This is a genomic window from Prevotella sp. oral taxon 299 str. F0039 (assembly GCF_000163055.2).
Taxonomy (GTDB): Bacteria; Bacteroidota; Bacteroidia; order Bacteroidales; family Bacteroidaceae; genus Prevotella.
Window position 1 is genome coordinate 70,520 of record NC_022124.1, and the last position, 21,522, is coordinate 92,041.

Genomic DNA, 21,522 nt, shown 5'->3' on the forward strand with positions numbered 1-21,522 from the left:
TTAAAACGAATAATAGAGTTTTCTTCATTGTTGATTTCTTTTTTGCAGGCACACTATCGTTGCTTGCGTAAGTATGGAAATAAAGTACGGTAAGGGGGTACAGCTTCATTGCCGTAAGCTCCCCTGCCTTATACTATTGCAATGTGTTAAGATTTTGAAAATTTAACAACTTTGCTTCCTATTTTGGCTATATATTCGCCAGCAGGTAGCGTGTTTAGGAAGATAGTCTTGTTGCCTCTTACCGCATGGGTTGCCACCAATTGTCCTGTTACGCTGTACACGTAAACTTGCTCCGTGCCATTGTTTGTTGCTCCCTCTATGATTAAGCAGCCATTGCTAAAGCTTATGTTCGCTTGGTCATGGGTAATTTCTGCAATGCCATCCGTTTTCCCCTCTACTGCCGTGTTTTCTTCATAACTACATTCGGTATCATCCGTAGATTCGCTCATGGGAACATGCTTAAAAGCCTTGTTGAGCGGAAGATGGTTGAAGTACAAACAGTTGCGCGGACCTAAGTAAAGGCGGTCTCCTTCTGATTGTGTCAAAGGAATGAACGTATGTGCGGCATCGTACTGATCATCGCCATAGCTGAATGTGTAAGGGAAATCTGCTGTTCCTGTGTTCTTGATGTCTCCATTGGCATCGTACTCATACTTTAGCTCCATGGTTGTGTGATCCGTCGCTTCTTCACCTGGAATATATTTCAAACCTACCATGCGGTCGTCAATGTTTTTATCGTATTCAAACACTTCTTTCCATACATTGTTGCCGTTGCTCATCATAAAACTAAAGGTCTGCTCACGTCCCTTGTCATCATAAGTGATGGTGGTATGGCGATCTACGAAATCTTCCAGTTTCAGATTTTTCTCGTCAAACTGCATGTCATTGGTTTTGATCACGCGCATCTGTGCATCGTACTCGTATGTAGAACGTACGTCTTCCATCAATATAAGGTTCCCCTCTTTATCTGGTTTTAACGTGTATCTGTGATAGGTCTTGATAAATCCATTGTCGTCACGATCGTAAATATCACGTCGGTCTTTTCGCTCTCCGCCATCTGGCTTGATGGTATAGCGTGTTTCTTCTTTCAAATAGCCATTCGAATCATAAGCGAACTTGATGATTTCTGTTGGTTTATCATCTTCGGTAGATTTTACTTCTGTCAGAAAGCCATAGTCATCATATTTATATTTAAAAACTTCTGAACCTCCGAACGTACTCCATTGCGCAAGACGATGCGTGTGAACTTTTGGAATAGCTCTGTAATAATTGGGTGCTTTCTTACTTTGGGCGTTAACGCCTAAACACAATACTGCCAAAAGAGCAGGTAGTAAAAATTTTCTCATGTTAATTGTCATTTTGTAAAATTTTAAATAAATCTCTATGATAGTATGCAAACCAAAAACGGTACGCATATTTGAGTTATGGCGACTTTTATGTTACAAAAGTACGTCTTATCAATATAATGAGCAATACTTACTAATTGTGACGTTACTCAGGCATACCTATTTGTAGGTATAAATGTAAGTCTGTTAAGGTATTGATTTGTTTATCAGGTAGTTAGCTTGTTTAACATGAAACTTATATAATAATTAATCTATGTCCTTTATGTTGTCACCTTATTTAAAGGCTCTTCATTTTTCTTCTACCTACAACTAGTTACTTCTCTAAAAAATCATTTTTGTCAGCTTATCTACAAGTGAGCGAAATACATAAAAATAGGTATTTTACATTTTTTTTTATCTTCGTATCTTTGCAACGAAATTTATAACACTCATAATTAAACAATTGTTAAAATGAAAAAAACGACTACCGCCCTGTTTTTGGGCCTTACAGCCATGGTCTTTACATGGACATCGTGTGATAAATCGGAGGATTTATCCCCAAAGAAAGAGACAGAAGAACAAAATGCGATTCGCAAGCATGCCGATATTTTGTTGCAAGAAGAACAAATGACCAACTACGACAAGTGGGTTTACATTGATTTGGAAAGTGGCAAGAAAGAAACCAATACAGATTATCGTGAATGGGTGTATGGCATGATGAACCGGCAAACGGGCGAAATGCAACAGATTACCAAAACGATACCCGAGCGGGCAAATAACGAACCAAAGAAGTGGCACATTGCTTTCCACTTGTATGACCCCATGACCAATGGCGGTGAGGTGATGATTGCAGGTAAGGATACCACCTCTCTTGACCAAATCACTGAACTCCCCAAGGGTGGAACATGGACACCAGACAAGCCTGTATGGATTTTGGTAGATATGGAAGGTATGATGCAGATGCCTCCGACAATGGGATACAGTAAGGGATTTTCTAATCCTAATCTGCACAAGTATATGCGCCGTGTGACGATGGGGCAATATGAAATGGCAAACAAAGAGCGCATCTTTATTGTAAAATTCAAGGATGGAAGTTTTGCAGCCATCAAGTTCACAGACATTACTGATGCAACAGGAAAGAAGAAACAAGTGTCATTCGACTACAAGTTTGTTAGAAAAAAGTAAACTCTTGGAAGATAACCACCTTTCATTCTGCTGATAAGGGCATGAGAGGTGGCTTTTTTGCTTTATCAAGGCAGCAACCTATCAAACCGAATGTCCATCCTCGGAAAGGCGTTGTCACCTATACTTCTTTCACCGCAATATCGCTCACTATATAATAAATAAGGTGAGAAACAAACAAACCATCAAAGGTAGGTAACACTCATCTATTTTTTTCATTGTTTTCATGAACAAAATATTCTTGCTCTGCTTATTCGCAATACTCCAATTTGTCACGACCTCTGCCAAAGCCGACGCTGTATCCTCTCGCTATACCATTCGTGGAACGGTAACCGATGAATGCAACAGTCCGCTGCCAGGAGCACTCATTGTGGTTTCTGGCACTACCATTAAGCAAGGAACCAATAGCAAAGGCATGTTTGAAATCACGGTTAACGAAAATCGTAATTATGACATTACTGCTTCGTATGTAGGCTTTCAGCCCAAACATGTCATCGCACGCCCCGGTCAAAACGCCAGCATTACGCTGTTCTCCTCGCGCACCAACCTGAACGAAGTGGTTGTAACCGGCACCCGTAGTGACCGCCCGTTAAAAGACATGCCTGTGCTGACACGAGTTATCTCGCGGCGCGAAATAGAAACGATAAACGCTATAGACCTTACCACACTGCTGCAAACGGCATTACCGGGATTGCAATTCTCGTACAATGACATGTCACAAGCTACCGAAATCACTTACCAGGGTCTGGGCGGAAAGGCGGTACTCTTTTTGCTCGACGGTGAGAGAATCAGTGGAGAGGGTGGTGCCAACAACATAGATTACGGCAGGTTTAACGTAAACGACATTGATCGGATAGAGATAGTGCGCGGCGCTGCTGCCACCTTATACGACAGCAGAGCCATTGGAGGTGTTATCAACATCATTACACGCAAAGGTTTCCGTCCCGTTACCGCTCGCGTTTCCACCCGATATGCAGGGCGAAACGGCGAGATGTACTCGGTTTCGGCAGGTGTCAACCGTAAGAACTTTTCAACACTCACCTCGTTCGGGTATCGCAAGCGTGAGTCGTATACCATTGCCGACAGTATAGGTAAGGTGCGTGAGACACGTTTGTCTAACGGGGTGGTTAAACGTGATACGCTGCCTACTTACCAGTCTACCATTCACGGATACAGCATATTGGATGTCTCTCAAAAATTGTCATATGTGTTCAACGACCAGCTACGTGCAGATTTTCAGGGTTCGTACTATAACAACAGGCGTCCGAGCAATGAATACAAAAAACTGCATCAGGTTTACACGGATTTGACATTGAGCGGAAAACTGTCATACATACCATCTAGCAATCAGAACATAGAGCTGACCGTGATACGTGACGACTATCAGAAGACCAATGTGTTTGACAAGGTAGACCTGAAAGAACATGTGTATCGCAACATCAACACAACGGGAAGACTGTATTATTCGGGTACGTTAGGAAAACACACCATAAGCGCAGGTGTTGACTATGTTTGCGAAGACTTGAAACATTATTTCCTGCCAGACACCGCACAAATGCACACAAGTCAATTTTCTTGCTGTTTGCAGGAAGATTGGAAACCGTGGCGGCAACTGAACATCGTGGCGGGCGTGCGTGCCGACAAGGTTACAAGATATAAGATGCACTTTACACCCAAACTATCAGTCATGTATCGCCCTTGGGCGTTTGTTACTGCCCGCGCAGGCTATTCACAGGGGTATCGTGCGCCAAACTTAAAAGAGTTGTATCAAGAATGGACCATGGGTGGACTTATACAAATGTATGGCAATCCTAATTTGAAACCTGAAGTGGGAAGCCAATTGTCCGCATCTGTCGAATATGATAAGAATGGGTTAAACCTTTCCCTGTCTTCTTACTATAATAATTATCTCAACAAGATAACTTATGCGTATGTTCATCCTGAAAAAAACATGGACATGAGATGGGAAAACGCCGACAGCGTTAGGACGTTTGGGGTGGAGGCGACGGCCAGTTACAAGTTTGTCTGGGGGCTGCAACTTGCGGGAGCATACACCTATATTACCGATTATAATAAGAAAAATGGATATAACCTGTCATGGCTGCGTCCACATAGCGCCAAGTTAAGTGCCGTATATTCAAAGAAATGGGGAAAGACGACAGAAACGTTGTCACTCTACACCAACTGGGTGTCGGCTCTCTCTACCTACACTTACAAAAGTAATAAAGATGAGCAGACAGGTAAAAGCGTTGAGAGCTTCATGCGAGAAGATTTTGAAGCACGCACTATCTGTTCGCTCAACTTGCGCTCGCAATTACCCTATGGCATTACAATCGGTGTCATGGTTGACAATTTGCTGAACTATAAGGACAAAGCTGTTGACTCAGGATTACAATATCCACAAAATGGTCGTACTTATGTTGCTACGATTTCTATTAATATTGCAGATATGCTCAAGCTATAATCATATTAGAACATGATGAAAAAGAAAATTATCATTGCCGCTATTACAATAATAGTCATTATTTTGTCAACATGGGGATGGAGTCATTGGTTCTCACGTACCCGTATTGCATTTGTAAATTATCAAGCCATTGAACTTGCTCAAATTAGTCGTGCCAACGAGAATGGAATGATTAAGATAGAAAATTTAAGTGCAGAAAATCTTGACGAGCTCAACAAGTACGACATGGTGTTTGTGCAAGCCATGGGGTTGAAACTTACTGATGAACAACGCAAGTTCATCACGATGGCTGCCCAAAAGGGGGTTCCGATACTAAGTACGATGATAACAACTCCCGAAAACGATTTTACGACCATTGACAAGGTAAGTGCTGACACCTTGCGGCTGTACCTGGGAAACGGAGGACGACAAAACTATCGTAATCTCGCTTTGTATGTACGTAAATATATTGACGCTAAATTCTTTAAGGCTCCAACGCCACAACATGTGGTAGAACATATACTAGGGCTGTTGCATCATCGTCCGAAAACAGAGGATAAGGCTGCCGATGATTTGCAGTTTAACTCTGTAAAAGAATACAATGCTTACTTAAAAAAACAGGGGTGGTGGAACGAAGGCGCACCAGCAATAGTGGTCATGGGTCCGATGGGCGAACCTGCCTCGTTGATTGCACGATTGGAACAAACAGGAAATAATGTTTATCCTGTTAACGACATTCGAAAATTTATAGAAGAGGGACATGCTGACAGCATTCCTCTGCGTGCAGTTATCAATATGGCACATGGACGAGTTGGTGATAATTTGGTAGCTTTCTTGCAGCAAAAGAACATTCCTTTGTTCGCTCCGCTCAACGTAAACCAGCCTGAGAGGGATTGGCGTAATGACAAACAGGGAATGACGGGGGGATTTTTATCGCAAAGCGTAACTATGCCAGAGATAGATGGAGCTATCCTTCCGTTTGCTCTTTTCGCCCATTATAAGGGAAAAGACGGTCTTGATTATGTAGATGCGATACCCGACAGATTGAACACTTTTGTGAAAACGGTAAACCATTATATTCGCTTGAAAGATATACCAAACAGCAAAAAACGTGTTGCCATTTATTATTACAAGGGGCCTGGGCAAAATGCCTTAACAGCAAGTGGTATGGATGTCTGCTCTTCATTGTTCAATTTGCTCACCACCATGAAGCAACAGGGGTATAACGTGCAAGGTCTTCCGTCATCTGCAGAGGGACTTGAAAAACTCATTCAACAACAAGGAGCGGTTTTGGGTACATATGCCAAAGGCACCATCGCTCATTTCATTCATGCAGGGCATCCTGCACTGGTAAATAAAGAGGAATATGATAAATGGGTAAAGGCGTCTATTGTTGGTGAGAAATATAAGGAAGTAGTAATGAAGAATGGAGAATTTCCCGGTAATTATTTAGCGACAGACAAAGGTGAATTGGCTATACCACGAATACAATTGGGCAATATTGTTCTCATGCCTCAACTTGCTGTTAGCACGGAGGGTAATTCCTTCAAGATTGCACACGGAACAGATGCGGCTCCCTCTCATGCTTTCATTGCGTCTTATTTGTGGATGCAACATGCCTTTAAGGCTGATGTGTTGGTGCATTTTGGTACACATGGCAGCATGGAGTTTACGCCCAAAAAGCAAATTGCTTTGAGCAATGAGGACTGGTCCGATAGATTAGTGGGTTCAATTCCTCATATATATATATACACAGTAGGCAATGTTGGCGAGGGGGTTATTGCCAAACGTCGTTCGTATGCTTGCTTGCAAACCTATCTTACACAGCCTTATATGAAAAATGACGTATGCGCCATGTACAAGGCATTATTGGATAAAATGGATGTGTATCATACTAAAGTGGCTAAAAAACTTCCTGGTATAACGGAAACAGCCTTGCAAGTGAAGGCGATGGTTGTGAAAATGGGCATTCACCGCGACTTGCAATTAGATGCGAACCTTAAGCACCCGTACAATGAACAGCAGATGCAACAGATAGACAACTTTATTGAAGAATTGGCAACCGAAAAGATTGGTGGGCATTTGTACACGTTGGGAGTACCTTATGATACCCAAGGCTTGCACTCTACGGTTATGGCTATGTGTGCCGATCCTATTGCATATGCGCAATTTGCTGTAGACAAGCAAAAGGGGAGGGCATCTGATGTCATGATGAAACAACGCGCTTTGTTCGTACAACATTATCTTTACCCCGCTCAGAAGTTAGTTGATAAACTTCTTGCAAACCCTTCTCTTGGCAATCCAAAAATGGTGTGCCAAGTATTAGGTATCGCTCCTGCCGAATTGCAAAAAGCACATCATCTTTGCGAGGCACTTAATGCGCCATCTAGTATGATGGCTATGATGCAAGGCATGAGTAAAAAGTCACCGATGGCTAAAGGTATGAAAAAGAACATGAATTCCATGAAAGGAAATATGCCAAAGGGAATGGGTGGCATGAGAATGCAAAAGCCTTCGTTCTCATCTCATGAAAAGGATTTAGCATTTGCTGTCATAGAAGCCGAACGAACAATTATGAACGTGGCGAAATACCGCAAATTGCTGATACAAAGCCCCGCAATGGAATTGAAAAGCATTCTTAATGCAATGAATGGTGGCTACACATCGCCTTCACCAGGGGGCGATCCTGTGACGAATCCCAACACATTGCCAACAGGGCGTAACATGTATAGCATTAATGCCGAAACAACTCCCAGCGAAGCTGCATGGGAACAAGGTAAACAACTGGCAGAAAACACCATTGCCCTGTATCGGCAACATCACCATGACAGCATTCCAAGAAAAGTGAGCTTTACGCTTTGGAGTAGTGAATTTATTGAAACACAAGGCGCATCTATTGCACAGATTTTATACCTTTTGGGGGTAGAACCCGTTCGTGACTTCTTTGGACGCATATCAGACATCAAGCTTATTCCGTCAAAAGAGTTAGGACGTCCACGCATAGATGTAGTTGTACAGACCTCTGGACAGTTGCGAGACTTAGCCGCATCACGTTTATTCTTAATCAACAGGGCTGTCGAAATGGCCGCCGCTGCTCATGATGATAAGTATGAAAACATGGTAAGCGAGGGAGTAAAGGAGACCGAGCGAGTGCTGACAGAGAAAGGTGTTTCACCAAAAGAAGCACGAAGCATGGCTGCACGACGGGTGTTTGGCGGAGTAAATGGCAGTTATGGCACCAACATACAGTCGATGGTAATGAGTAGCGACCAATGGGAAAACCGTTCAGAGATAGCGGATACCTATCTTAATAATATGGGAGCTTTCTATGGTGATGACAAAGAGTGGGAGGATTTTAAACAATATGCCTTCGAAGCTGCTCTTACTCGTACAGATGTCATAGTTCAACCGCGACAAAGTAACCTATGGGGAGCATTAAGCTTAGACCATGTTTATGAGTTTATGGGCGGGCTCAACGTAGCCGTAACCAAGGTAACAGGCAAAGAGCCGGATGCTTACATTAGTGATATGCGTAATCATTACAATATGCATATGCAAGATTTGAAAGAGGCGGTGGGTATAGAGAGCCGAACAACTATCTTCAATCCTGCTTACATCAAAGAGCATATCAAGAGCGGAAAAGAGGGTGCTGATGAGTTTGCCAAAACCATACAAAACACTTTTGGTTGGAACGTGATGCGTACCAACGTGATTGACCAACAGTTTTGGAATAAAATTTATCAAGTTTACATAAAAGACGAATATAAAGTAGGAATACAGAAGTATTTTGAACAAAAAAATCCTGCAGCTATAGAAGAGATAACAGCCGTGATGCTGGAAGGCGTACGCAAAGGAATGTGGAAACCTACGCACGAACAAATAAAGACCTTGGCTTTGCGGCACATGGACTTAGTGAACCGCTTTAACCCCTCATGTTCAGGATTTGTGTGTAACAATAATAAACTTCGTCAGTTTATCGCAAAGGAGGGAGCGGACAATGCCGTTCAACAGCAACAATATCTCCGAAACATTAATCAGATTAGAGAGAAGGCAACTGATGGCAAACAGGGTATGATCATGAAGAAGGAAACTCTGTCTGACAATCAGAATACTACCTCTGACTCCGTAAATGGTACAGTTATTATCATTGTTGTACTTATTGCCATAATTGCTGTTGCACTCATTGTGCGCCACAATCGTAAAATGCGATAAAAATAAGGGAAGGCTGTTTCTGAAAATACCATCTTATGAGTTGATTAAATTATATGAGAATACATATTGACTTAAAAAACATGTTCTAAATCCATCATAGATAATTTTCAGAATCAGCAAAAATAAATAATTTAACACAATGAAATTGATATAATGGTTACAGTCATAGCTATTCTTATGTTATTGGTTTGCTTCAATTTTCTATTGAAGCAAACCTTTGGAACGTGGAAAGGAATTGCAGTATACACCATGCTCATAGCAGTGTTTACGATAAGTACATGGCCAATCGCCATTAACCAATCGCGTACGCACATAGCCGAATGGTTCGCTTCTGAGCCAATCATGAAAAATATGGCTGTAATACTCTCAGTAGACATTATTATCCAATTGCTTTTTTGTATGGTCGCAGCACAGGAAAAAACAAAGATGCCTCAGGCTGCTACGTTCCGTCAGAAAATATACTACGCTATATTACAATGGTGGCCAGGCTTTGCAATCTTTCCTGTCGTTTTTGCCATGTTGGTTGAGTGTATTTTTGGCTTGCCTGGACTCTCGTTCTCGCTCATAGCATATGTCTTGGCGGCAGTATTTGCCGTATCCATCCCATTGCTTACTTTTCTTTTACGAAGATTTTTAGGCGATAGAGATGTACGCTTAGAAATGCTTTTCCTCTCAAATTTAATCGTGGCAATGATTGCTGTCGTGGCAACAGTTCGGATATCAACGGCACAAAATAATAATTCGCCAGTTAATTGGTTTGCTACAGCTGGAGTGGCTTTGTTGCTTGCACTGGGCGTTTTCTTAGGAGCATTGATACGTTACATTAAAGTAAAATAGGAAATTGATAAATACATAAGGGGTGTTTTATAAATTAACTTATTATTAATCAGCTGATTACTTTCGTATTTTCGAAAAAAGTCGTAGCTTTACATACAAATATTGATATTACCTTATGAAGAAAACGACTACATATCGCCAATCAAAACAGGAGAGTCTCTTTGAAAAAGAGTTTACTCTCAAGGCTCTTTCCGCAATGGGCAATCCGCTGGAGCAGGTATCCGCTCTTTTTGATTTCGAATTCTTTCACCCCACATTAGAGAAGACTCTACTCACAGAGGATTGTAAGACTTCAGCAGGGCGTAGACCGATAGATGTCGTTCTTATGTTCAAAGTCATATTTCTCCAACGTTATTATGTTCTGGGCGACCACCAGATAGAATATCAGATTATTGGCTCCACCTTCGTTGAAGCCCCCAGGCAGCGCAACACTCGCAGGGAAAAGACTACCATCAAGAACGGCAAGGGAGATGAGCTTTGGAACGACAACCCACACAAGAAATGCCACAAGGACATTGACGCACGTTGGACTAAGAAACGGGAGGAGAAACATTATGGATACAAAGGTCATACGAAGGTTGACAAGAAATCAAAATTCATAGAGTCCTACCATACCACAGTATCAAGCACCCATGACTCCAATGTTATCTCGCAGCTTATCACGGACAAGGACAAAGGCCAGCGCCTTTATCTTGATGCTGGATATGAGGGCAGGAAAGATGTTGTCAAGGCCAATGTGATGCGTCCCGTCATCTGCGAGAAGGGACACCGCAATCATCCATTAACCAAGAAGCAGAAGAAACGTAACCGCAAGAAATCAAAGCGTAGATGCCGCATGGAACACGTCTTCGGCTTCATTGAAGGAGTCATGCATGGTTCCTTTGTCAGAACAATTGGTATTGCCAGAGCAAAAGCGAGTTTTGTGCTCACCTGTCTTGTTTACAACATCTTTAGATATTGCCAAATCAACAAATATCAGCCACAACTTCTCTCTTGCAAAGGATAATTGTGTCTTGATGTCAAAACATACATAAAAAATGAGGGGAATAAAACCATTTCTATAGAGAGTGAAGGTCTCTTATGAGACCGATACCCCCATAACTGCATTATTGTGGGGATAACCCCACGTTAATATATGAATTAATAGAACGTACTATAATCGTAAAAACATCTTGATTGAAAACTAAATAAAAACAGATATGACTTATATTTCAGATTTTCTTTTTTGGATTACCACAGGACTTTTAATTCCTGTCATCGTAATTTTATTGTTGCTCTTTATCCGAGCATTACTCTTGTTAGGGACATTCTTTGGGCAGTATCTTGGTATGCGACATACGATCCGTGTCATTAAAAAGCATTTCGACACTCTTACCGTCGATGGATTGACCAGTCTCAAAGAGCAGTTGCCTACGCAAAGAACGTTGCCTCTTTTGGTTTATGCGCATCGCATCTTAGATGCGAAAGGAAGCGAGCAACATATTGAGAGGTTGCTTTCCCAATTTGAAATAGATTATAATAAAGAGATAGGCACGCCTGCCTTGTTGGCTAAATTAGGACCACAGTTGGGACTTATGGGGACGCTTATTCCCATGGGACCTGCTCTTGTGGGATTGTCAACAGGCGACATTGCTTCTATGGCGTACAATATGCAAGTGGCTTTTGCTACAACCGTCATAGGATTATTCTCGGCAGGAGTAGGAATGATAACGATGCAAGTTAAGCGGCGTTGGTTCATGCAGCAGCGCACACAATTAGAGTTCTTGGCGGATTTAATCTTAGAAAACAAGGGAAGGGTATGAGAAGACGTCGCCGTTATGCATCATCTTCAAACGATGAAGATTTTAATCCCATGAGTGTGGTGGGCAATCTTTTTGACGTGTCTATGGTCTTTGCCGTGGCTCTCATGGTGGCATTGGTAACACGATACAAGATGCCAGAGATGTTTAGTAGTCAGGATTTTACGTTGGTAAAAAATCCAGGTAAAGAAAATATGGAGATTATTACCAAAAAAGGTAAAAAGATAGAGCGGTATACTCCTTCCAATGATCAAAATAATACCGACGGTACCAAGGGAAAAAAAATAGGAATAGCATATGAATTAGATAATGGACAGGTAATATATGTGCCTGAATGAGAATAACTCAATATATATGGATAGACTTTGTCAAAAGCATCCCACAAAAGTGGCTAATGTGCGATGCCTTTGGCGAGAAGTTCTGACATCCTTCTCATAACTTATTTGTAAGTTATGTAAGTTATTCTGTAAGTTTATTATTGGTGTCCGGTAAAACTTTCCTCTCCAATTCGTTGTAATAAAGAATGCTTATAAAAGTATCATTTGAGGTATTTTTCTCTGAATATTCGGCTAAATTTCATGTAAATAATAGTTTTTAGTAACGGTTACTATTTGAAACCACTACTATCCCGTTAAGGTGGACTAATCGCTCTTTGAATTAATTGAAATACAGTCTATTAGGTGGTGTTTTGAAATGAAACGGACTTGATTTCGTAACTTTGCAGTCAAATTTAAATGACTGTTATGTTCCAAGACAAATACGTTTTTGCCCAGCTCACCGCTTTTTTGAACAGAACTCAGTTTAACAACTATGTTCGCAAGTATGATGGAAACCGCTATGTGAAGCATTTCACTTGTTGGAATCAGTTGCTTGCTATGATGTTTGGTCAACTGAGTAATCGAGAGAATTTGCGAGATTTGATTGTTGCTTTTGAAACACATAGAGCAAAGCAATACCATCTTGGATTAGGGCGTAAGCCTATTGCGAAAACGATATTAGCTTCAGCCTATCATAATCGTGACTACCGTATCTTTGAAGACTTTGCTTTCTATATGATGGAGCAAGCCAGAAAGAAACGGGTAACGGATATTTTCAAGTTGAAAGGCAATGTGTATGCCTTCGACTCAACGACAATTCCTTTGTGTTTGTCAGTCTTCTGGTGGGCAAAGTTCCGTAAGAAGAAGGGAGGGATAAAAGCACATGTGTTATATGACCTCGAATCTCAGGTTCCTGCTTTCTTCCATATCTCTACAGCATCTTAGAAACTGATTCCATTGAAACACCTTTACTCAATGACATTGTTGCAAATGTGTGGCGAGCCATGTGAAAGGTTAGGTCCTTTTAATGCCACAAATATCTGCAATTTCCTTCAGATATGAATTAGTTCGCTGATTAGTTAGCATTGGGAAAAGTTTACCATTACGATAGGTCTTACCACTATATTTTTCGATAATATTTTTCGGGATATCCAATAAAAGAACATTTGTTGCGACACTTGTCTTTTGTCGTTTTGTCATTATCCATTGTTTGTCATCAAGGGTAACAATGTTCTCGGGAGTAAGGTTAGCCACATCAATGTACGCCAAGCCTGTGAAGCATGAGAATACGAATAAGTCACGAACCAATTCCAAACACTGTATGCCTAGATTCTTATTGGCTATCTTCAAAATCTCTTCATGTGTTAAGAAACCACGATTGACTGGCTCAAGGTGAAAACAATGATTAAGAAAAGGATCATGATGGATTACCCCCATTTTTCTTCCTAAAATCGTAATTGTCTTGAAAGTCTTCATTGTCTTGGTGGCTGTATTTGGGTTCTGACCAACTACTGTGCGAAGATAAATATCAAAGTCGTGTATGATGATATAGGTGAGTTCAGATAAACGTATATCCGAACGTTTGTACTTATCCTGCAAGAAAGTTGTGAAGTGTCGTTTGCAGACATTATATTTCTGGAAAGTGGCAGCACTTACAGATATGCCCACTTGCTTAGCAATATCTTTGTTGTGCTTATCGAAGAGTGTCATCATCGTTTCTACCTCTTCTTTCTTGCCGAGATACTCCGATTTGATACGTTCCAAAGAAATGGCATCTGTCATTTCCAACTTTTTGAAGATAGTCTGCAATCCGCTTTGGATGTTATCCAACTCGAGATTGGTAGAAAGGACCTCTGTAGTCCTTCCTTTCAGCCGTTCTTTTTCACTATCCCATTGCGACTGCTGAACGGCAATACCTGTTGATCCAATGGAAAGTCGTTCGTTGTTGAGATAGATCCTCAACATCACGGGTGTTTTACCCTCCTTGTTCACATAGTTGCTTCTTAAATAGAAGACTGCTCTGAAAATGGTTTTCATTTGCGCTGCTGTTGTTTAATTGTAGCCATGGCAAGGAAAGTTGTAGCCAAAATTCAATAATTGTAGCCAGCTTCTAATAGAATTGTAGCCAAAAGATTGAATTATTAGCGAGATAAACTTCTGTAACCACGCTACAAAGTTCGACATATTTATTTGAATAACAGTAATTTGCGTGTACTCTATGCGTACGCTGTACGAACTCTTGGCTACAATTTTTATTTTGCCTCAAAAAGTGTAGCCAGATTGTAGCCATTGTAGAGTATTTAGGGAGTATTTACCCCCTCTGTACGTACTCTGAGAAGAAGAATGGATATAAAAGAAAAGTATCATAACTACTTGTAGCTATGATACTTACTTTTTTGTTAGGATTTCTCTGTTGGTCTGTTCAGAGTACCTAAAGCGGAGAGAGAGGCTCTTTCTCTTGAACTATCATAAACTATCAAATCTCATCAATCTATTGTAATATAGCCGTTTACGTAAAGTGTTAATAAAATAAGATTTCACGGAAAATCTTTGGTAATATCATTTTTAGGGTGTAACTTTGGGTGCATACATCAATACACCCGAAGATATGAACATCAAACGGAATATCATTTTCACATTGGAGAGCAGGAAGAAGGATGGAGTTCTTATCACAGAGAACGTACCTATTCGTATGCGCGTTAATTTTGCGTCCAAGCGGATTGAGTTTACCACTGGCTACCGCATCGATGCTACCAAGTGGGATGCAGATAAGCAGCGTGTGAAGAATGGTTGTAGCAACAAGTTGAAACAATCGGCTTCTGAAATCAACGCTTCGCTCTTGGAGTATTATACAGAAATACAGGCAATCTTTAAGAAGTTTGAGGTAGAGGAGGCAATGCCAACACCCGAACAGATTAAGGAGGCTTTCAATGCTTTGCACAAACCTGCGAGCGAAGAGCCTAAGACAAAGGAGAAAGTATTGCCTTGCGATTTCTTTCAGGTGTTTGATGATTTCGTGGAGGATTGTGGGCGACAGAACGACTGGACAGATTCTACTTATGAGAAGTTTGCAGCCGTGAAAAATCATTTGACCAACTTTCGTGAAGGACTTACCTTTGAGTTCTTCGACGAGCGAGGTTTGAATGATTACATTAGTTATCTGCGTGATGTAAAGGAGATGCGCAACACAACCATTGGCAAGCAACTGAGTTTCTTGAAATGGTTTTTGCGCTGGGCTTTCAAGAAAGGTGTACATCAAAACAACGCCTACGATAGTTATAAGCCTAAGCTCAAGAGTACCCAAAAGAAAATCATCTTCCTCACTTGGGATGAACTCAACCGTTTCCGAGAGTTCAAGATCCCTTCCAACAAGCAGGCTCTCGAACGTGTGCGTGATGTATTTCTCTTCCAATGCTTCACTGGCTTGCGTTATTCAGATGTATTCAACCTCCGTAGGAGTGATATTAAAGGCGACCATATTGAAGTTACAACGGTCAAGACTTCCGATAGTTTGATTATAGAACTGAATAATCACAGCAAAGCGATTCTTGATAAGTACAAGGATGTGGCGTTTGAGCATGACAAGGTATTGCCAGTGATTACCAATCAGAAGATGAACGATTATCTTAAGGAATTGGCAGAAATGGCTGGGATTGACGAGCCTGTGCGTCAAACTTATTATAAAGGCAATGAGCGCATAGACGATGTTACACCTAAATATGCCTTGCTTGGCACGCACGCTGGTCGCAGAACGTTCATCTGTAATGCCCTCGCTTTGGGCATTCCTCCGCAGGTGGTGATGAAATGGACGGGGCATAGTGACTACAAGGCGATGAAGCCGTATATTGACATTGCAGACGACATTAAGGCGAATGCTATGAGCAAGTTCAATCAATTATAACACTGAAACGATATGAGCCAAGATAAAATACAGAAAGCAGATAATCAAGATTTATCTCTCGTTGTACGAGCTATTGGTACTGACCTCGAGCATACACAAGTGCGCGTGATTGCTTCGGCTAATGCTGATATGCTCTTCCATTATTGGAAAGTAGGGCATTTCATTCTCTACCTCCAAAAGAAAGAAGGTTGGGGAAGCAAAGTCATTGACAACTTATCCAAGGCGATACGCTCACAATATGCAGATAAGAAGGGGTATTCCACTCGTAATCTTATCTATATGTGCCAGTTTGCAAAGGCTTATCCTATGGAGGTTCTAACGGAAATGGGTAAGGTTGAAGAGTTGCTTAATAGTCCTTCGGTTGATAATGTATTACAACTCACAAATGAACTCAATCAATTTACGCAAGAGCCTCTTGCGCAAATACAAGCAGCAGGTATTCGGGGAGATATAATTATGCAAGAACCTCTTGCACAATTAGGAGATGTTTCTGAAACGCTGTCTGCTATCTATCACAGCGATATCAGTCAGATAGAGGAAATCTTCAAGCACTCAGCCGTAGTTCGCACGAACTGGGCAAGCCATGTAATTTTACTTAATAGCAAACTACCTTTAGGTGAACGCTATTGGTATATCACACAGGCAGTTGCCAATGGTTGGAGCAGCAATGTTCTGCAAATGCAAATTGAAACCAACCTTTTCGCACGGCAGATTACGGCAAAGAAAGTGAGCAACTTCTCAGTACGATTACCCAAACCACAAAGCGACCTTGCCAATTATCTGATGAAGGATCCTTATATATTTGATATGATGGGGCAAACAGATAAAATGGCAGAACGAGACGTTGAACGGCAATTGGTTTCTCATATCACTAAATATCTTTTGGAAATGGGCAGTGGCTTTGCGTTTGTAGCACAGCAGAAACACTTTGAAGTAGGTGATTCTGATTTCTATGCCGACCTCATTCTCTACAATATCCAACTGCACGCCTATGTGGTTATCGAACTTAAAGCGACACCATTCAAGCCCGAATATATGGGACAACTCAACTTCTATATCAATGTTGTTGATGATACCCTCCGTGGCGAACACGACAACAAGACGATCGGCTTGCTCCTCTGCAATGGTGGCGACAAAGTAGTGGCGCAATATGCCCTCTCTGGCTACGACCAGCCTATCGGTGTTAGCGATTATCAACTAACAAAGGCTATTCCAGACAATTTGAAGTCTGCCTTACCTACAATTGAAGAAGTCGAGGAAGAACTAACTAAGATTGTAGAGCAAGATAAATAACAGATTAATATGATTGGATATAAATATAGAGCTAATGCTATTGAAGGCAAAGATAGTACTCGCGACATTGAATCGCTCTTAAACGATGAAATATGGGCTTCATCATTTCGTAATTTGAATGATCCATTTGAAGCAACTTATACAGATGAAATCAGTAAAGTTTTGCCTATTTTCAACCAAGTTTTCAACGTTAACATTAGTGATATACAAAAGAATTGGAAAGAACTGATGACATTTAGAGATAAGTTGGGAATATATTCTCTATCAACATCTGATAAAGATTTCCCTGATAATGAATTAATGTGGGCTCACTATGCTAATTCTCATAAGGGCTTTTGTATCGCTTATGATGTTGAAAAATTAGAGGATAGTGAGAAATTTTCATTAGATGTTAATCGTATGACAATAAACTACTCTGAAAAACCTCCACAAATAGAGATAACCGACATAAAAAGCCCAAACTTCATTATTAAATTGTTTGGCACCAAGTCGCTAGTATGGCAATACGAGAAAGAGATAAGACTTCTATACACAAACTACGGAATGAAGAAGTATAATCCATTTGCTCTAAAAGCTATTTATTTCGGTTTGAACATGGATAAACAATATCAAGCACAAATTATAGAAAAATTAGAAAATAGAGATGTAAAGTTCTATAAAATGGAGCGAAAGGACAAGTCATATAATCTTGTACCAACATTGATTTGTGAAAATCAAAGAAAAATTGAAAATAAGTTATCGTCTGACCAATACGAGATATTAAAAATAGAACACAATCATACAGTTGAGAATTTTCATGTTTTGTATAAAGGAATTAAAAAAGACAAGGAATCCTTGATAATTTTCTCTTCTAAATTCAGAGAACAGTATGCGACAAAACCTTCAAATATAAATATCTATGACAGTAAGGCTTGTATTAATTTAATTGAAAAGTATCCTCTATATGGTAAAGAAAAAACTTTATTTGCTAATCATTTAATTGCACTATCTATGTTTGACACTCCAGATGACATTTGGTTATACCCAGACAAATACTAGAGATTAAACAATAGAATTTTAGGTAACAGTCTATGATTAATGATTATACAAAATAAAAATCCTGCAACAAACTTATTTACTTTGCAGGATTTTATTTTTTATGACTATTGATGAAGTCGTTTTTTAAGTTGCACTTGCTCACCTTTGATACGCTCTTGTTGTTCTATTAGTTCCGCTTGCCGTTGCAGAGCTTGCTCGTAATCGATAACCTTCTGCTCCAACTGCCGAATGACTTTGGGATTGCGATGCGTGACAAAAAGACTGTCGAGATGCACGAAGTCTTTGCTTGTGGCTTTGCCTTGCATACGCAGGTAGCGGTAGCGGAGGTCGTAATCGGATGCAATTTGCAGTTTGTTGGCTCCCATAGCAAAGAACCAGCAACTGACCATAACCAAGCCGCAAACTAACAGGAGCGATATGCGTTCGGCTAATTGAATGCTTGCAAATAGAGAGTAGTTCTTGTATTCTACGGACTTTTGTTGCTCTTTGATGAGCTGTTGCAAGGTTTCAAACTTCGGGGCGAGTTTCTTGTTTGATTGCGAGAGTGCCTCCAAAACAAAAAGTTGGTGTTCTTTGATTTTAGCTTGCGTCTCTTTGGAGAGATGAATTTGCACGATTTCTTGCGTTGTGGTGCGCTCTGCGTTTGGGCTGGCAGGTTGTGTTGCAAGCGTAGTGCGTAGTTCTGCTTGCGTCTTGCTGATGGCTTTGCATTCTTGTTTGAGTTCTTCGAGGATGTCGAGGATTGGTGCCATTTCATTGTTCATACTGATACATTTTTTTGATGATTAAATTCTACGTTTGCAGTTGGCTCTGTTGCGAAGTTTCTTTTGGAAGCGAAGTTCATCAACGTCCACACTTCCGCTAGGCATAGGCATCGTAAAGACTTCGCCAAGTGCATCGGATAAGTCGCTTGCAAATCCGCTCTCATCTATCGAATGTGCCATTGGCTCTTTCGATAGATGTTGCTGTGCCTGCTGAATGTTTCGCTCTATCTCTGCATTGAGGCGCGAGAAAGAGCAGGAACAGTCTATCTTTGAGCCACTGAAACTGCAACCGTCCTTCTCGAAGATGATACCTTGCACAACATCCGTATTGCCTTTCGTCTTGAAACGAGTGGTAATGCCTTGTTTGTTTAAGTCTGTGACAAAGTCTTTCCAATTCTTTGATTGGAGCAACACAACCTTGATGGCATCGAATATCTCATAGCGTAATTTGTCTTCGCCTCTCAGTTGTTGGCGGTTTACCGCCTTTTTCCCTTCGCTAAGTGTCAAACCATAACGCTCAGTCAGTTCTCGGCAAATCTTCGTAGAGCGGTATTTCTCATTGCAGTCACTGATGGTCTTGCCATCATTGCCAATGCGATTGATGCAAATGTGCAAGTGCGGATGCAGACGATCGCTGTGCCTTACGATAAGGCTCTGCGTGTCTCCGTAGCCCATTTTCTCTAAATACTCATTGGCAATCTTCACCATCACATCATCTGTCAATCGCTCGGCATCGCTAGCAGAGAACGAGAGTATCGTGTGGCAGACTGGCTTCTGCACGTTCGGGCGCATAGAGGCTTGAAGGGTGAACTCGTGAGCGCATAAGTTTTGGTCGATAAAACCAATGTTATTACTCGCTAAAACCTTAGCTTTTCCTTTCTCTTTGCTAAGCATATAATTGATAACTCCTCCGAAGTCTGCGCCTTTGATAATCTTGGCTATCATGGTTTCAAGCGTTTGATGAGTTCATGGATGAGGACTTTGAGTGCATTCAAGTCTTCATTGAGTGCATAAATGCCAAAGGCATTGAGTCGATGAGCTATCTGATTGATATTGTTTGCCATGCCTGAGACTGTGCGGATGAGTTGCATCTCTTCGGGTTTGATGCGTGCCTTGACTTCTGCTTTTGTGATGAGCTGTCGCAAAAACTCGGTACGAGTAATAGAGGCTTCACGTGCTTTTCCCAACAAGGTGTAGTACTCCATTGTGTTAAGCCGAAGAAGCACTTGATATTTCCGCTTCTCTGATAAAGTCTTGGTTGGTCGCCCACCTTTATTCTTCTGTTCCATATTTTTATTTTTTGATGAGACCAGCGGGATTTGTCCTCCCAACTTGGGGAGCAAGTAGGTTTTGAGATACTCAAAACACAAACTTGCTTCCCAGATACAAGCTATCTTCAGATGCCACGTTTCGTGGTCGGTAATAACGGCTGTTTCTCTTTCACTTTGGATTGAGCAACGAGCCATTCATTGATATCTTTGTGAGTTCGATAGCGAACAGAACCGTCTATGATAGATGGGCAAAAATGCTTCAAAACTTCAAACGATTTTCGTCCAGCATCATCATTGTCTAGAAAACTCTCAACTTGCTTGTAGCTTTTTATCTTCTCTTGAATGCGTGGCAAAAGAGCCAAAGAATTAAGAACTATGGTATCGCAAGTTGAAGAAGGATTTAGTGTTTGCCACGAAAGAAAATCCATAAACCCTTCGAAGATTTGTAAAACGTCTGTGGCTTTACTAATAGTTGTAATTGCCTTCGGGGCGATACATCCTTTGAAATACATATTGCGGATTTCCCATCCCAAAGCATCGTTTGCAAATCCAATGGCATAGTATGTCCGATTCATATTTTGGAATAGAACTTCCGAGCAGTAGGCGCTGGCTACGGGAAGAGGAATAGCACGTGCTGCGAGATAGCGGAGCAAATAGGGATTGGAGAGCGGTTGCGCAGATAGGATTTCCAACTTGCGCTCAGAGAATTTTCTCTTACCGCCAAAAGAAAATTCTTGATGTGCTACTTGTTTAGCACCACTCAAAAGCCTGATGGCTTCGCTGATAGTGCAACGATGTAAAGCGCATACAAGGTCGATGATGTCACCATGTTCGCCCGAGCCGAAGTCGTACCACTGGTTGCGCTCTGTATTGACTTTGAAGGATGGTGTGCTTTCATTGCGCAGCGGAGAGTAGTACCAATAGTGAATGCCTTGTACTCGTGCTGGCGCATAGCCCTGTTGTTGCATATAATCTGTAATTGCGATTTGCTTGATGTGTTGTATTTCCATTGTGATGTTGTTTTAAGTTGAAATGAAATTGCTCTAGCCTTTTTCTTTTGGAGGCTGGTTGACTGCGGATTCTTGTTTGGTCGGACGGTCGTACACTATAGGCACCCATTTGCGACCGGCCAAACTTATT

Annotated in this window: 15 protein-coding genes and 2 pseudogenes; 11 read left to right on the top strand and 6 right to left on the bottom strand. The window is 41.1% G+C overall.

Annotated features, from left to right (window positions below; genetic code table 11):
* Window positions 1–146: 146 nt before the first annotated feature.
* Window positions 147–1,346: a T9SS type A sorting domain-containing protein gene (locus HMPREF0669_RS00250; RefSeq protein WP_156860538.1), complete on the bottom strand. Its 1,200-nt coding sequence runs from the start codon at window positions 1,344–1,346 to the stop codon at window positions 147–149.
* 450 nt (window positions 1,347–1,796) lie between these two features.
* Between HMPREF0669_RS00250 and HMPREF0669_RS00255 the strand changes: the two genes are divergently transcribed.
* The 8 genes and pseudogenes from HMPREF0669_RS00255 to HMPREF0669_RS00290 all read left to right on the top strand — a co-directional run.
* A complete protein-coding gene (locus HMPREF0669_RS00255; protein ID WP_020967867.1) occupies window positions 1,797–2,510 on the top strand; it encodes an HmuY family protein in 714 nt (237 codons plus the stop codon).
* A gap of 223 nt (window positions 2,511–2,733) precedes the next feature.
* Window positions 2,734–4,971 (top strand): TonB-dependent receptor, encoded by a 2,238-nt coding sequence (locus tag HMPREF0669_RS00260; protein ID WP_009229010.1) that lies wholly within the window; start codon window positions 2,734–2,736, stop codon window positions 4,969–4,971.
* 15 nt (window positions 4,972–4,986) lie between these two features.
* Window positions 4,987–9,162, top strand: a complete 4,176-nt coding sequence (locus tag HMPREF0669_RS00265; protein WP_009229009.1) for a cobaltochelatase subunit CobN — start codon at window positions 4,987–4,989, stop codon at window positions 9,160–9,162.
* A 153-nt stretch (window positions 9,163–9,315) separates the two neighbouring features.
* Window positions 9,316–9,999: a hypothetical protein gene (locus HMPREF0669_RS00270; protein WP_009229008.1), complete on the top strand. Its 684-nt coding sequence runs from the start codon at window positions 9,316–9,318 to the stop codon at window positions 9,997–9,999.
* 115 nt (window positions 10,000–10,114) lie between these two features.
* Complete coding sequence (locus HMPREF0669_RS00275) at window positions 10,115–11,005, top strand: IS5 family transposase (RefSeq protein ID WP_009229007.1); 891 nt, start codon at window positions 10,115–10,117, stop codon at window positions 11,003–11,005.
* A 193-nt stretch (window positions 11,006–11,198) separates the two neighbouring features.
* The gene (locus HMPREF0669_RS00280) at window positions 11,199–11,801 is read left to right on the top strand and encodes a MotA/TolQ/ExbB proton channel family protein (RefSeq protein ID WP_009229006.1); all 603 of its coding nucleotides are present in this window, start codon (window positions 11,199–11,201) and stop codon (window positions 11,799–11,801) included.
* A complete protein-coding gene (locus HMPREF0669_RS00285; protein ID WP_009229005.1) occupies window positions 11,798–12,136 on the top strand; it encodes a DUF2149 domain-containing protein in 339 nt (112 codons plus the stop codon). Before HMPREF0669_RS00280 ends, HMPREF0669_RS00285 begins: the two co-directional genes overlap by 4 nt.
* 405 nt (window positions 12,137–12,541) lie before the next feature.
* Window positions 12,542–13,057: pseudogene (locus tag HMPREF0669_RS00290) on the top strand (DUF4372 domain-containing protein); the annotation flags it as partial.
* On the opposite strand, the pseudogene HMPREF0669_RS00295 reads toward HMPREF0669_RS00290, so the two are convergent.
* Window positions 13,050–14,152, bottom strand: a pseudogene (locus HMPREF0669_RS00295) (site-specific integrase); the annotation flags it as partial. The pseudogenes HMPREF0669_RS00290 and HMPREF0669_RS00295 overlap by 8 nt on opposite strands.
* 571 nt (window positions 14,153–14,723) lie before the next feature.
* Here HMPREF0669_RS00295 and HMPREF0669_RS00300 point away from each other — a divergent pair.
* The 3 genes from HMPREF0669_RS00300 to HMPREF0669_RS00310 are packed head-to-tail and all read left to right on the top strand — an operon-like array spanning window position 14,724 to window position 18,347.
* Entirely contained in the window at window positions 14,724–16,016 is a 1,293-nt protein-coding gene (locus HMPREF0669_RS00300; protein ID WP_009229002.1) for a site-specific integrase, read from the top strand.
* Window positions 16,017–16,028: 12 nt separating this feature from the next.
* The gene (locus HMPREF0669_RS00305; protein WP_009229001.1) at window positions 16,029–17,309 is read left to right on the top strand and encodes a YhcG family protein; all 1,281 of its coding nucleotides are present in this window, start codon (window positions 16,029–16,031) and stop codon (window positions 17,307–17,309) included.
* Window positions 17,310–17,318: 9 nt separating this feature from the next.
* Window positions 17,319–18,347, top strand: a complete 1,029-nt coding sequence (locus tag HMPREF0669_RS00310; RefSeq protein ID WP_009229000.1) for a DUF2971 domain-containing protein — start codon at window positions 17,319–17,321, stop codon at window positions 18,345–18,347.
* 104 nt (window positions 18,348–18,451) lie between these two features.
* Here HMPREF0669_RS00310 and HMPREF0669_RS00315 read toward each other — a convergent pair whose 3' ends face one another.
* The 4 genes from HMPREF0669_RS00315 to HMPREF0669_RS00330 form a co-directional block, all read right to left on the bottom strand.
* Entirely contained in the window at window positions 18,452–19,111 is a 660-nt protein-coding gene (locus tag HMPREF0669_RS00315; RefSeq protein ID WP_009228999.1) for a hypothetical protein, read from the bottom strand.
* A 21-nt stretch (window positions 19,112–19,132) separates the two neighbouring features.
* Complete coding sequence (locus tag HMPREF0669_RS00320) at window positions 19,133–20,056, bottom strand: relaxase/mobilization nuclease domain-containing protein (protein ID WP_009228998.1); 924 nt, start codon at window positions 20,054–20,056, stop codon at window positions 19,133–19,135.
* Entirely contained in the window at window positions 20,053–20,400 is a 348-nt protein-coding gene (gene mobC / locus HMPREF0669_RS00325) for a plasmid mobilization relaxosome protein MobC (protein ID WP_044045440.1), read from the bottom strand. The genes HMPREF0669_RS00320 and mobC overlap by 4 nt, the downstream gene beginning before the upstream one ends.
* A 107-nt stretch (window positions 20,401–20,507) precedes the next feature.
* Window positions 20,508–21,392 (bottom strand): toprim domain-containing protein, encoded by an 885-nt coding sequence (locus HMPREF0669_RS00330; RefSeq protein ID WP_009228996.1) that lies wholly within the window; start codon window positions 21,390–21,392, stop codon window positions 20,508–20,510.
* Window positions 21,393–21,522 lie beyond the last annotated feature (130 nt).